The sequence below is a fragment of the Acinetobacter sp. FDAARGOS_515 genome, assembly GCF_003938865.1.
GTDB classification, from domain to species: domain Bacteria; phylum Pseudomonadota; class Gammaproteobacteria; order Pseudomonadales; family Moraxellaceae; genus Acinetobacter; species Acinetobacter ursingii.
In genome coordinates this window covers 667,629-680,086 of sequence record NZ_RKIX01000003.1, presented here as the reverse complement: position 1 = coordinate 680,086, position 12,458 = coordinate 667,629, and the positions used below count along the sequence as shown (strand labels likewise).

5 protein-coding genes, 6 tRNA genes, 3 rRNA genes and 2 pseudogenes are annotated in these 12,458 nt (G+C 43.0%); 12 read left to right on the top strand and 4 right to left on the bottom strand.

Features of this window, described 5'->3' with window-relative positions:
- The first annotated feature begins 73 nt into the window (after positions 1 to 73).
- The 6 genes from argJ (at position 74) to EGS47_RS04690 (ending at position 3,089) form a co-directional block, all read left to right on the top strand.
- Positions 74 to 1,306: a bifunctional glutamate N-acetyltransferase/amino-acid acetyltransferase ArgJ gene (gene argJ, locus EGS47_RS04715; RefSeq protein ID WP_125269240.1), complete on the top strand. Its 1,233-nt coding sequence runs from the start codon at positions 74 to 76 to the stop codon at positions 1,304 to 1,306.
- A gap of 155 nt (positions 1,307 to 1,461) precedes the next feature.
- On the top strand, positions 1,462 to 2,526 hold the full coding sequence (gene nadA, locus EGS47_RS04710) for a quinolinate synthase NadA (protein WP_125269239.1): 1,065 nt from the start codon (positions 1,462 to 1,464) through the stop codon (positions 2,524 to 2,526).
- 132 nt (positions 2,527 to 2,658) lie between these two features.
- Positions 2,659 to 2,735, top strand: a tRNA-Pro gene (locus EGS47_RS04705).
- Positions 2,736 to 2,807: 72 nt separating this feature from the next.
- A tRNA-Arg gene (locus EGS47_RS04700) sits at positions 2,808 to 2,884 on the top strand.
- Positions 2,885 to 2,918: 34 nt separating this feature from the next.
- A tRNA-His gene (locus tag EGS47_RS04695) sits at positions 2,919 to 2,994 on the top strand.
- An 18-nt stretch (positions 2,995 to 3,012) separates the two neighbouring features.
- Positions 3,013 to 3,089 (top strand) — tRNA-Pro (locus tag EGS47_RS04690).
- Positions 3,090 to 3,213: 124 nt separating this feature from the next.
- Here the strand turns inward: EGS47_RS04690 and EGS47_RS04685 are convergent.
- Positions 3,214 to 3,693 (bottom strand): OmpA family protein, encoded by a 480-nt coding sequence (locus EGS47_RS04685; RefSeq protein WP_125269238.1) that lies wholly within the window; start codon positions 3,691 to 3,693, stop codon positions 3,214 to 3,216.
- 14 nt (positions 3,694 to 3,707) lie between these two features.
- Positions 3,708 to 4,811 (bottom strand): annotated as a pseudogene (locus EGS47_RS04680) (diguanylate cyclase domain-containing protein); the annotation flags it as partial.
- An 88-nt stretch (positions 4,812 to 4,899) separates the two neighbouring features.
- Here EGS47_RS04680 and EGS47_RS04675 point away from each other — a divergent pair.
- Positions 4,900 to 5,355, top strand: coding sequence for a transposase family protein (locus EGS47_RS04675; RefSeq protein ID WP_125269237.1), 456 nt, complete (start codon positions 4,900 to 4,902; stop codon positions 5,353 to 5,355).
- A gap of 331 nt (positions 5,356 to 5,686) precedes the next feature.
- On the opposite strand, the gene EGS47_RS04670 is transcribed toward EGS47_RS04675, so the two are convergent.
- Positions 5,687 to 6,154, bottom strand: coding sequence for a YfiR family protein (locus EGS47_RS04670; RefSeq protein ID WP_125269865.1), 468 nt, complete (start codon positions 6,152 to 6,154; stop codon positions 5,687 to 5,689).
- A 623-nt stretch (positions 6,155 to 6,777) separates the two neighbouring features.
- Here EGS47_RS04670 and EGS47_RS04665 point away from each other — a divergent pair.
- From EGS47_RS04665 to rrf, 5 genes are all read left to right on the top strand, one after another.
- Positions 6,778 to 8,316, top strand: a 16S ribosomal RNA gene (locus EGS47_RS04665).
- Positions 8,317 to 8,484: 168 nt separating this feature from the next.
- Positions 8,485 to 8,561 (top strand) — tRNA-Ile (locus EGS47_RS04660).
- Positions 8,562 to 8,616: 55 nt separating this feature from the next.
- Positions 8,617 to 8,692: transfer RNA gene (locus EGS47_RS04655), tRNA-Ala, on the top strand.
- A gap of 338 nt (positions 8,693 to 9,030) precedes the next feature.
- Positions 9,031 to 11,923 (top strand): 23S ribosomal RNA (locus EGS47_RS04650).
- A 175-nt stretch (positions 11,924 to 12,098) separates the two neighbouring features.
- A 5S ribosomal RNA gene (gene rrf / locus EGS47_RS04645) occupies positions 12,099 to 12,213 on the top strand.
- The 16S, 23S and 5S rRNA genes sit together here with 2 tRNA genes alongside, the layout of an rRNA operon.
- 88 nt (positions 12,214 to 12,301) lie before the next feature.
- Here rrf and EGS47_RS18600 read toward each other — a convergent pair.
- Positions 12,302 to 12,439: pseudogene (locus EGS47_RS18600) on the bottom strand (protease); the annotation flags it as partial.
- Positions 12,440 to 12,458: the final 19 nt, after the last annotated feature.

Here is a 12,458-nt window from a genome sequence, read left to right as displayed (position 1 = left end):
TTGAACGCTCGATTTTTATGGTATTTTGAACTAAGCTTTTCTTTTTCTATAACGAATTCATCGGATATTCAAAATGGCTGTTGGTGACGTAACAATGCCGCATATGCATGTGGTAAAGGGTGTAAAAATTGGTTCAACCCAAGCGTATGTGCGTTATCCCAATCGACGAGATTTAGTGGTGTTCGAGTTTGTTGAAGGTTCGCAGGTTGCGGGTGTTTTTACCCAAAGTACTTTTGCCGCTGCGCCCGTTTTACTCAGCAAAAAACATTTAAATGAAAGCTCAGCAGTACAACAGCCGCGTTATCTCATTATTAATACTGGTAATGCCAATGCTGCAACAGGAAAACTCGGTTTAGAAAATGCGACTAAAACCTGTGCCAAACTGGCTGAACTTGCTCATGTACAACCTCATCAGGTTTTGCCTTTTTCAACAGGCGTGATTGGTGAACAGCTCCCGATCGAACGTTTATTAAATGGCATTCAACCTGCGTTAGACACATTAGATGAAGCAAGTTGGACAGATGCTGCATTTGGGATTATGACCACGGATACCGTGCCTAAAGGGGCGTCTGAACAGTTTGAACTCGATGGTATCACTTATACCATGACTGGTATTAGTAAAGGTGCTGGGATGATTCGTCCCAATATGGCAACCATGCTGAGTTTTGTCGCAACCGATGCACCGATTAGTCAGGCAATGGTTCAACAGCTATTGCAGACTACAGTCGAGCATTCATTTAACCGTATTACCATTGATGGTGATACCTCAACCAATGACTCCTGTATTTTTGTGGCAACAGCACAGGTGGGTGGACAGGAAATTCAGTCGCGCACTGATCCACGCTATACCGTGGTGCTTGATGTACTCACCCGTATCATGAATCGTTTGGCACAATTAATTGTGCGAGATGGTGAAGGCGCTACCAAATTCATCACTGTGACTGTCGAGGGTGGAGCCAATACCCAAGAATGTTGTGATGTCGCGTATAGCATTTCAGATTCACCACTGATCAAAACCGCTTTATTTGCTTCCGATCCAAACTGGGGACGGATTGTCATGGCGATCGGTAAAGCGGGCATTCAAAACTTGGATAGCAGCAAAGTTCAGGTCTGGTTGGGTGATGTGCAAATCTGTCTGGATGGTGGTGCAAATCCAGATTACACCGAAGAAATGGGGGCTGCGGTGATGGCGGAAAAAGAAATTACCATACGTGTTGATTTGGGACGTGGTCAGGCGAAGGACACTGTTTATACCTGCGATCTGTCTTATGATTATGTGAAAATCAATGCAGATTACCGATCTTAAATATTTCGCTATAATTTAAGCTATAATCAGGCCTCCTCTGGGAGGCTTTTTTAACTGTCAGCTTTTGGTTCTCAAGTTATCAAATCATAGCCAGTAACTTGTGATGTAACGTTACAAGCATGCCAGCCCGTATGCAAAAGGATGAGAAGACGTTTATGAGTAGTGCGAATTTAATTGCGAACGACGCAAAAAACATTGTGCAGGCGCATTTAGATCGTTTAGGTGAGCCGAAAGATCAACACTTAAGTCCAGATGTTAAACAGGCAAAATTTACGGAAATTGCAGCAGAACTCAAAAAAAGGAATGCTGTGTTAGTCGCACATTATTATTGTGATCCTGATGTACAGGAGCTGGCAGAGCTGACTGGTGGATGTGTTTCTGACTCACTGGAAATGGCTCGTTTTGGACGTGATCATGCGGCGAGCACTCTGGTGGTGGCAGGTGTTAAATTTATGGGTGAGACGGCTAAAATCTTGTCTCCAGAAAAAACCATTTTAATGCCCACTTTGGAAGCCACTTGCTCACTGGATCTAGGCTGTCCTGTGGATGAATTTACAGCATTTTGTGATCAGCATCCTGATCATACTGTTGTGGTATATGCCAATACTTCTGCCGCAGTTAAAGCACGTGCGGATTGGGTGGTAACATCGAGTTGTGCCGTAGAAATTATTGAGCATTTAGACAGTTTGGGTGAAAAGATTATCTGGGCGCCAGATCAACATTTAGGGCGTTATATCCAAAAGAAAACAGGTGCTGATATGTTGCTTTGGGATGGGGCTTGTATTGTACATGAAGAATTCCGCGCTCGTGGTATCGCCAATATGAAAGCACTGTATCCAGATGCAGCTGTGTTGGTTCATCCCGAATCTCCAGAATCGGTAGTGGATATTGCAGATGCTGTGGGTAGTACTTCACAGTTGATCAAAGCCGCACAAACATTGCCACATCAGCGTTTAATTGTCGCTACGGATCGTGGCATTTTTTATAAGATGCAACAAGCGGTTCCAGATAAAATTTTAGTTGAAGCACCAACTGCGGGTGAGGGCGCGACTTGTCGTTCTTGTGCACATTGTCCTTGGATGGCGATGAATGAGCTGGATGGAATTCTGCATGTATTACAACATGCGGATCAGGAAATACACGTCGACGCCGCTTTGGCACAACGGGCTAAACTTCCTCTGGATCGGATGTTGGCGTTTAGTGCATCACTAAAACGCTAAAATGCTGCTTAAATATACATTCGATAAGGATTTTTAATTTTTTTTAATTCTAGGTGTTGACGTAATCACACGCCGCGCCTAGAATGCACACCGTACCGCACGATGTGCGATATAGCAAAAGCTGAGATAAATCGGAGCATAGCACAGCCTGGTAGTGCACCTGGTTTGGGACCAGGGGGTCGTAGGTTCGAATCCTACTGCTCCGACCATTTAAAATATTTTGATGTATTTGATATTTTAAATTCGGCGAAATATCGCATGATAGACATATCATCGGTTACGCGCCTGTAGCTCAGTTGGATAGAGCATCCGCCTTCTAAGCGGATGGTCACAGGTTCGAATCCTGTCAGGCGCGCCATTCGGTAGCTTGGTACTAAGAATCAAATGTTATGGTGGATGTAGCTCAGTTGGTAGAGCCCTGGATTGTGATTCCAGTTGTCGCGGGTTCGAATCCCGTCATTCACCCCACTCTTTTAAAGAGAGTATCGGAGCATAGCACAGCCTGGTAGTGCACCTGGTTTGGGACCAGGGGGTCGTAGGTTCGAATCCTACTGCTCCGACCATTTAAAACTTAAGTTTTAAAATAGATAAAATATCCGCTTAAATGCGGTTTTTTTATGTCAGAAATTTATTTCTTTCAAAATATCTCCACCACATGATTGTCATGGAGATTTGAAAATTTTAAGTTTAAGGAATAATAATTACAGCAACACGACGATTTGCAGCACGATTTTCTTCAGTCGTATTGGGTACTAAAGGTTGTTCAGCACCGCGACCAACAATCTGTATATTTTGTACTTTAAAACCATGCGCTATGAAAATATTAGCAACGCTCTGTGCACGTTCTTGGGATAACTTCAAATTATATTGAGGAGCTCCAATATTGTCGGTATGTCCAACGATTTTCACTTTTTGCAAATCATATTTTTGCAATTGACGACTTAAACGTGAAATTTCCTGCTCATGTGCAGGTTGAATCTCTGTTTTATCGAAATCAAATAACAATCGTTCTGGTAAACCGAGTGTCCAGCCTTCATCGGTCAGTACGAATCCTTCCTTTTTTAACATACGGACTTGTTTATATTTTAATGGGCCAAAACTTAAGCAACCAGAAAGTGCAATACAAATCATTGTTAAAAATGAAATTTTCAGGGAGTGGTTAAGCATATGGAATTCCAAAATTAAGGTTTATAAATAAACCAGTGGTGAGTTAAATGTTTTGCTTTATACATCGATTGATCGGCTTGCATAATCAAATCTTCTGGCGTAGTGGCGAATCTTGAAAATGCGATGCCTAAACTAAAGCTGAATTCAATAGATTGCCCTTCAAATATGATCGGTGCTTTGCTACTGGCAATTAAATTTTCAGCAATCGTAATCAGGTGTTCAACTTGGTGAATGGATTGCAAAATGACGGCAAATTCATCTCCACCCAGCCGCGCAATAAAATCTTGATGTCTCAGCTTTGATTTTAAACGCTTCGCCATTTCTTCTAGCACGGCATCACCCGCTAGATGTCCAAATTGATCATTAATTTGTTTGAAATTATTATTATCAATAAACATCAAAGCGGAATTCTGCCGTTTCTGGTGATCTTCAAATAAATTAACTAGTTCTTGATAAAAGTAGCTTCGATTTGGGAGTTGAGTTAAATGGTCATGATGTGCTTTAAATGATAATTGATGATTTTCATTTTGTAGATGTGTATGCCACGTTTGAATTTCTTCCAATAATTGATTAAATACATCATTTAAATCTTGAAACTCTTTAATATTATTATTTGGAAAACGTAGGTTATATGCTTTTTGATCGCTGACGACTTGGGCAATCTGAGTCAATGGGCGCATGGATTGCATAATATAACGATAGGTCATGTTGGTCGACCACCATAGCGCCATGACAATAAAAATCATGGCAATCGCAAGGCCAATTAAAATGGTAATAATAAACTGAATAATTTTTTCTGAACTTCCAAAAAGAACCAATTCACCAATTTTGTTGTTGTGATGATAAACTGTTAATTTAATAGGATCTTTTAGAAAAACATAATCTAAAAAGCTTTGGAGCTGACTATAATAAACAGGGGGTTTTGAACTCGATGCCAATTCTAAATGATTTTTGTCATAAATATGGATCGTACGAATCGAATGCTGCTCCGTATATTCATTTAAAATTTGTTGCAATGTGAGTTGATCTTTAAAAACCAATGCAGGCTGAATCCGTTCACTCACGGTCAACCCTAAAATATTCAAATTTTGTTTGGCATAAGTTTCAATGGTAAATAATAGACTTCCTTCATAAATCAAAAAACGTACAATTTATTTGATCTTAAATTAATCAGCAAAATTATTTAATTCAAGGGATAATCCTTGGATGAAATTCAAAGATATTCAAAAATTATCAGACGTTAAGTTTCGTAGGCTTACCGGTGTTAGTTGGGCTACATTTAACCTCATGCTGGCCGAGATAAATAAGCAGTTACCCCGTCATATTGGTAAAGGACGACCGCATAAATTACCGTTGGAAGATCGTTTGCTCTTATGTATAGAATATTGGAGAGAATATCGAACATTTTTCCATCTTGGTATGAGTTACGGTGTATCTGAAACGAGTGCAATTCGTATCACACGTGTTATTGAAGATACCTTAATCCGTTCTGGAAAATTTAACTTGCCAAAACAACTTCCTAATCGAGATGAAGTGGATTGGGAAGTTGTTGTGATTGATGCAACTGAAATATTAGTTCAACGTCCAAAAAAAAACAGAAGAAATGGTATAGCGGTAAAAAAGGAATACTTAATTCAGTATCTATGCACTATACAACAGTGAATACTGAGTATGGAATCATAAGCATGATAAAAATAAAAAAAAAAAAAAAAAAAAAAAAAAAAAAAAAAAAAAAAAAAAAAAAAAAAAAAAAAAAATGTAACGAAAAAAAAAAGAAATGAAAATTTGTATAAAAATCGTCGTAAACGATAAACTCGGTAATACTGCATATAAATAGATTGAAAATAAAAAAATTGAAAAAATATAAAATCTATGAAATAAGAACAAACGTGAATGTACAGATAAAAAAAGTAATGGCAAAAATCGTTGCCTGAGATTTGCGGAATAAAGAATGTAAAGACTTAGATTTATACAGATTTGAAATCATTTCCCCTTACTCCGCATTGCGAGCTAAAAGTAGTACTCGAGGATCAATATGAACCTGAGAGTAACTTAAAGCATCGAGATTAACTTTGAAGGTGGTTAATCCGCGCTGCGTGTATAAACAAAAAATGCTTCCGGTTTCACAATCAGGATTATTATTGCTAAAAGATAATAGGTTTCTTTGAGGATAAGCATTCACTAAATTTTGCTGTTGTTGAGGCGTGAGATTAGAAAAATAAACTGCCTGACATTGAGATTTCGAAAAATTGACCGCGCTTAATCCTTGAATATGATATTCATAAGCAGATTGTTTGACTTGGCTTTGAAACGCTGCCGTTGCAACAGGATTATCAATGACACATAAGGTTGGTGTAATATTATTTGGCCATTTACTATAACTTAAAATGGCTAAAGTCAGGCTATAAGCATTATGGACAGAAACAGCGCGCACAGTTTCACAGGCCATTAGAATGACCATAGCAACAGCTAAACTTCTTCTTATACTGTAAAACATGTCAATAAAACTTATAAATATGCAACCGTCGTCTAATTCTACTTAAATTAGCTGTTTAAAAAAAGTTCTAAATATTTTTAACGAAAATAATAAAAATTGCTGAATTGTTTTTTAAATTAAGCTGATTGGTGCAAATAACAATCAAACCCGTCGAATATGATCAAAACATAGACGATGGAGTGAGATCTTTAAAAAAAGGGGTTGCGTTGGTTGTGGAATGCTGTAGAATGCGCACTCATCGGCGGTGATGCGGATAAAAACTTGTTGAAAAACAGGGTGTTGGTTGGGTCTTGAGGGATTTGATTGATATTTTGGTAGAGTAGAATGGGTTTTAAAAATATCTAAATTTCCTGTTGACTTTTAAGAGATTGAGAGTAATATAGCCGACCTAGCTTGATGCTGACGAAGCATGAAGAAGATCATTAAGAATATAGAAGAACAACTTGTGTGGATTTTTACTAATTGATTGATCGAAAAATTATCATTGATTGATTGGTTTAAATTACTCGAAGTTTATTTGAGAGAATTTGTCAGTAATTGATGAGCCAGAATTGGCGTCTTGTCTTAACTAAGACGCGAAATGATTTTAACTGAAGAGTTTGATCATGGCTCAGATTGAACGCTGGCGGCAGGCTTAACACATGCAAGTCGAGCGGAGAGAAGTAGCTTGCTACTGATCTTAGCGGCGGACGGGTGAGTAATACTTAGGAATCTGGCTATTAGTGGGGGACAACATTTCGAAAGGGATGCTAATACCGCATACGTCCTACGGGAGAAAGCAGGGGATCAGTAATGACCTTGCGCTAATAGATGAGCCTAAGTCGGATTAGCTAGTTGGTGGGGTAAAGGCCTACCAAGGCGACGATCTGTAGCGGGTCTGAGAGGATGATCCGCCACACTGGGACTGAGACACGGCCCAGACTCCTACGGGAGGCAGCAGTGGGGAATATTGGACAATGGGGGGAACCCTGATCCAGCCATGCCGCGTGTGTGAAGAAGGCCTTATGGTTGTAAAGCACTTTAAGCGAGGAGGAGGGTACTGGTATTAATACTACCAGCTACTGGACGTTACTCGCAGAATAAGCACCGGCTAACTCTGTGCCAGCAGCCGCGGTAATACAGAGGGTGCGAGCGTTAATCGGATTTACTGGGCGTAAAGCGTGCGTAGGCGGCTAATTGAGTCGGATGTGAAATCCCCGAGCTTAACTTGGGAATTGCATTCGATACTGGTTAGCTAGAGTGTGGGAGAGGATGGTAGAATTCCAGGTGTAGCGGTGAAATGCGTAGAGATCTGGAGGAATACCGATGGCGAAGGCAGCCATCTGGCCTAACACTGACGCTGAGGTACGAAAGCATGGGGAGCAAACAGGATTAGATACCCTGGTAGTCCATGCCGTAAACGATGTCTACTAGCCGTTGGTCTCTTTGAGGGATTAGTGGCGCAGCTAACGCGATAAGTAGACCGCCTGGGGAGTACGGTCGCAAGACTAAAACTCAAATGAATTGACGGGGGCCCGCACAAGCGGTGGAGCATGTGGTTTAATTCGATGCAACGCGAAGAACCTTACCTGGTCTTGACATAGTAAGAACTTTCCAGAGATGGATTGGTGCCTTCGGGAACTTACATACAGGTGCTGCATGGCTGTCGTCAGCTCGTGTCGTGAGATGTTGGGTTAAGTCCCGCAACGAGCGCAACCCTTTTCCTTATTTGCCAGCACTTTGGGTGGGAACTTTAAGGATACTGCCAGTGACAAACTGGAGGAAGGCGGGGACGACGTCAAGTCATCATGGCCCTTACGACCAGGGCTACACACGTGCTACAATGGTCGGTACAAAGGGTTGCTACCTAGCGATAGGATGCTAATCTCAAAAAGCCGATCGTAGTCCGGATTGGAGTCTGCAACTCGACTCCATGAAGTCGGAATCGCTAGTAATCGCGGATCAGAATGCCGCGGTGAATACGTTCCCGGGCCTTGTACACACCGCCCGTCACACCATGGGAGTTTGTTGCACCAGAAGTGGATAGTCTAACTGCAAAGAGGACGTTCACCACGGTGTGGCCGATGACTGGGGTGAAGTCGTAACAAGGTAGCCGTAGGGGAACCTGCGGCTGGATCACCTCCTTAACGAAAAGATTGGTTGATTGGTAAGAATCCACAACAAGTTGTTCTTCTGGTATCTGAATGAAAAAGATTTAGAGAGAAGCTTTTAAAAAAGAGCGAGAATCAAACACTACGCACAGCGCAGCTGTTTGTCTTGCGAAACTTTTAAAGCGGTGCTTTAAAACTTTCTCAGGGTCTGTAGCTCAGTTGGTTAGAGCACACGCTTGATAAGCGTGGGGTCACAAGTTCAAGTCTTGTCAGACCCACCATTCTGACGAATAGATTAATGAGTACAGAGTTAAAGATACGTAAATGATATAAGCTGGGGACTTAGCTTAGTTGGTAGAGCGCCTGCTTTGCACGCAGGAGGTCAGGAGTTCGACTCTCCTAGTCTCCACCACGTACTTAAAAGAGTACGGGCTAGAGTAAATTATAGAGCTTAATAAATATAATGATTTATTAAGCTCTGTGATTAATCACAGTTTAATGTAGCTGACGAGGTTACATTAATTCATTAACAGATTGAGAATTGAGTCTGAAATAAATTGTTCACTCAATAACAAAGAGAGAAGAAGTCATTCTGATCTTAGAGTTAATTGAGAACTAGCAAATTAACTGAATCAAGCGTTTTGGTATATGAATTTAGATTGAAGCTGTATGGTGCTTAAATGCACAGTACTTCAAACTGTAATGTTGGTAATACTACTTGTAGGTATTAACGACTGTTTGGGGTTGTATAGTCAAGTAATTAAGTGCATGTGGTGGATGCCTTGGCAGTCAGAGGCGAAGAAAGACGTGATAGCCTGCGAAAAGCTCCGGGGAGGCGGCAAATATCCATTGATCCGGAGATGTCTGAATGGGGGAACCCACCTACTATAAGGTAGGTATCAATAACTGAATACATAGGTTATTGAAGCGAACGAGGGGAAGTGAAACATCTCAGTACCCTTAGGAAAAGAAATCAATTGAGATTCCCTTAGTAGCGGCGAGCGAACGGGGATCAGCCCATTAAGTGATGTGTGTTTTAGCGGAACGCTCTGGGAAGTGCGACCGTAGAGGGTGATAGTCCCGTACACGAAAGGGCACACATCATGATGACGAGTAGGGCGAGGCACGTGAAACCTTGTCTGAATATGGGGGGACCATCCTCCAAGGCTAAATACTCCTGACTGACCGATAGTGAACCAGTACCGTGAGGGAAAGGCGAAAAGAACCCCTGTGAGGGGAGTGAAATAGATCCTGAAACCGCATGCATACAAGCAGTGGGAGCCGACTTGTTCGGTGACTGCGTACCTTTTGTATAATGGGTCAGCGACTTACATTCAGTAGCAAGGTTAACCGCATAGGGGAGCCGTAGAGAAATCGAGTCTTAATAGGGCGAATAGTTGCTGGGTGTAGACCCGAAACCAGGCGATCTATCCATGAGCAGGTTGAAGGTTGGGTAACACTAACTGGAGGACCGAACCCACTGTCGTTGAAAAGCCAGGGGATGACTTGTGGATAGGGGTGAAAGGCTAATCAAGCCTGGTGATAGCTGGTTCTCCCCGAAAGCTATTTAGGTAGCGCCTCGGACGAATACCATAGGGGGTAGAGCACTGTTTCGGCTAGGGGGTCATCCCGACTTACCAAACCGATGCAAACTCCGAATACCTATGAGTACTATCCGGGAGACAGACTGCGGGTGCTAACGTCCGTAGTCAAGAGGAAAACAATCCAGACCGCCAGCTAAGGCCCCAAAATCATAGTTAAGTGGGAAACGATGTGGGAAGGCATAGACAGCTAGGAGGTTGGCTTAGAAGCAGCCACCCTTTAAAGAAAGCGTAATAGCTCACTAGTCGAGTCGGCCTGCGCGGAAGATGTAACGGGGCTAAAACTATGTGCCGAAGCTGCGGATGTAACTTTAAGTTACGTGGTAGGGGAGCGTTCTGTAAGCCGAAGAAGGTGTATTGAGAAGTATGCTGGAGGTATCAGAAGTGCGAATGCTGACGTGAGTAACGACAAAACGGGTGAAAAACCCGTTCGCCGAAAGACCAAGGGTTCCAGTCCAACGTTAATCGGGGCTGGGTGAGTCGACCCCTAAGGCGAGGCCGAAAGGCGTAGTCGATGGGAAATGGGTTAATATTCCCATACTTCTGTGTAATGCGATGAGAGGACGGAGAAGGTTAAGTCAGCCTGGCGTTGGTAGTCCAGGTGGAAGACAGTAGGCATGCATCTTAGGCAAATCCGGGGTGCTCTATGCTGAGAGTCGATATCAAGCTGTACTTGTACAGTGAAGTGGCTGATACCATACTTCCAAGAAAAGTCTCTAAGCTTCAGTTACACAGGAATCGTACCCGAAACCGACACAGGTGGTCAGGTCGAGTAGACCAAGGCGCTTGAGAGAACTCTGCTGAAGGAACTAGGCAAAATGGTACCGTAACTTCGGGAGAAGGTACGCTGCTGAGGGTGATGGGACTTGCTCCCTGAGCGCTTGGCAGCCGCAGAAACCAGGCCGCTGCAACTGTTTATTAAAAACATAGCACTCTGCAAACACGAAAGTGGACGTATAGGGTGTGATGCCTGCCCGGTGCTGGAAGGTTAATTGATGGGGTTAGCGTAAGCGAAGCTCTTGATCGAAGCCCCAGTAAACGGCGGCCGTAACTATAACGGTCCTAAGGTAGCGAAATTCCTTGTCGGGTAAGTTCCGACCTGCACGAATGGCATAATGATGGCGGCGCTGTCTCCAGCAGAGGCTCAGTGAAATCGAAATCGCTGTGAAGATGCAGTGTACCCGCGGCTAGACGGAAAGACCCCGTGAACCTTTACTGCAGCTTGACATTGAACTTTGACCTTACTTGTGTAGGATAGGTGGGAGGCTATGAAGATGTGACGCCAGTTGCATTGGAGCCATCCTTGAAATACCACCCTGGTAATGTTGAGGTTCTAACTCTGCCCCGTAATCCGGGGCGAGGACCATGTCTGGTGGGTAGTTTGACTGGGGCGGTCTCCTCCTAAAGAGTAACGGAGGAGTACGAAGGTGCGCTCAGCGTGGTCGGAAATCACGCGAAGAGTATAAAGGCAAAAGCGCGCTTAACTGCGAGACCCACAAGTCGAGCAGGTACGAAAGTAGGTCTTAGTGATCCGGTGGTTCTGTATGGAAGGGCCATCGCTCAACGGATAAAAGGTACTCTGGGGATAACAGGCTGATACCGCCCAAGAGTTCATATCGACGGCGGTGTTTGGCACCTCGATGTCGGCTCATCTCATCCTGGGGCTGAAGCAGGTCCCAAGGGTATGGCTGTTCGCCATTTAAAGAGGTACGCGAGCTGGGTTTAGAACGTCGTGAGACAGTTCGGTCCCTATCTACCGTGGGCGCTGGAAATTTGAGAGGATCTGCTCCTAGTACGAGAGGACCAGAGTGGACGAACCTCTGGTGTACCGGTTGTGACGCCAGTCGCATCGCCGGGTAGCTATGTTCGGAAGGGATAACCGCTGAAAGCATCTAAGCGGGAAGCCTACCTCAAGATAAGATTTCCCTGTGACTATATGTCACCTAAAGAGCCGTTCAAGACTAGGACGTTGATAGGTTGGATGTGGAAGCATAGTGATATGTGAAGCTGACCAATACTAATTGCTCGTGAGGCTTGACTATACAACACCCAAACAGTTGTTGTATTCAAGATAAATTCGATACGAAACCTTGATTTAGTCAATAAACTAGTTACAATACCGACTCAATTTCCAATCCGTTAATAACTCTTTGGTTCGTAAGTAAGGCATACATTATTAAGTAATGTGAATAAGACCCCAAAGCACCACAACAGTTTGCTGGCGACAATAGCAAGAGTGAACCACCTGATCCCTTCCCGAACTCAGAAGTGAAACCTCTTCGCGCTGATGGTAGTGTGGCGTTAGCCATGTGAGAGTAAGTCATCGCCAGCTTTTAAATCTAAGGCACCCTCATCTTTATACAGATGAGGGTGCTTTTTTTTATAAATAAAATAGATGCAATATATAGAAAATCAAAAGCTTAAGTAACTGTTAATTCCTGAACGATAGCTTGGTTAAAGTATGGAATATCATCGGGATTACGTGAGCTAATCAATATCCAGCCTCCGGTGTTACATCGATGTACAGTTTCATCTACCCAGTTCGCACCTGCATTTTCAGGCTAGAGATCATACTTT

Coding starts and splice junctions, on each gene's coding strand:
- EGS47_RS04670 (WP_125269865.1), bottom strand. CDS start 6,154: ATGGTCATTCTAATGGCCTGTGAAACTGTGCGCGCTGTTTCTGTCCAT.
- EGS47_RS04685 (WP_125269238.1), bottom strand. CDS start 3,693: ATGCTTAACCACTCCCTGAAAATTTCATTTTTAACAATGATTTGTATT.
- nadA (WP_125269239.1), top strand. CDS start 1,462: ATGAGTAGTGCGAATTTAATTGCGAACGACGCAAAAAACATTGTGCAG.
- EGS47_RS04675 (WP_125269237.1), top strand. CDS start 4,900: ATGAAATTCAAAGATATTCAAAAATTATCAGACGTTAAGTTTCGTAGG.
- argJ (WP_125269240.1), top strand. CDS start 74: ATGGCTGTTGGTGACGTAACAATGCCGCATATGCATGTGGTAAAGGGT.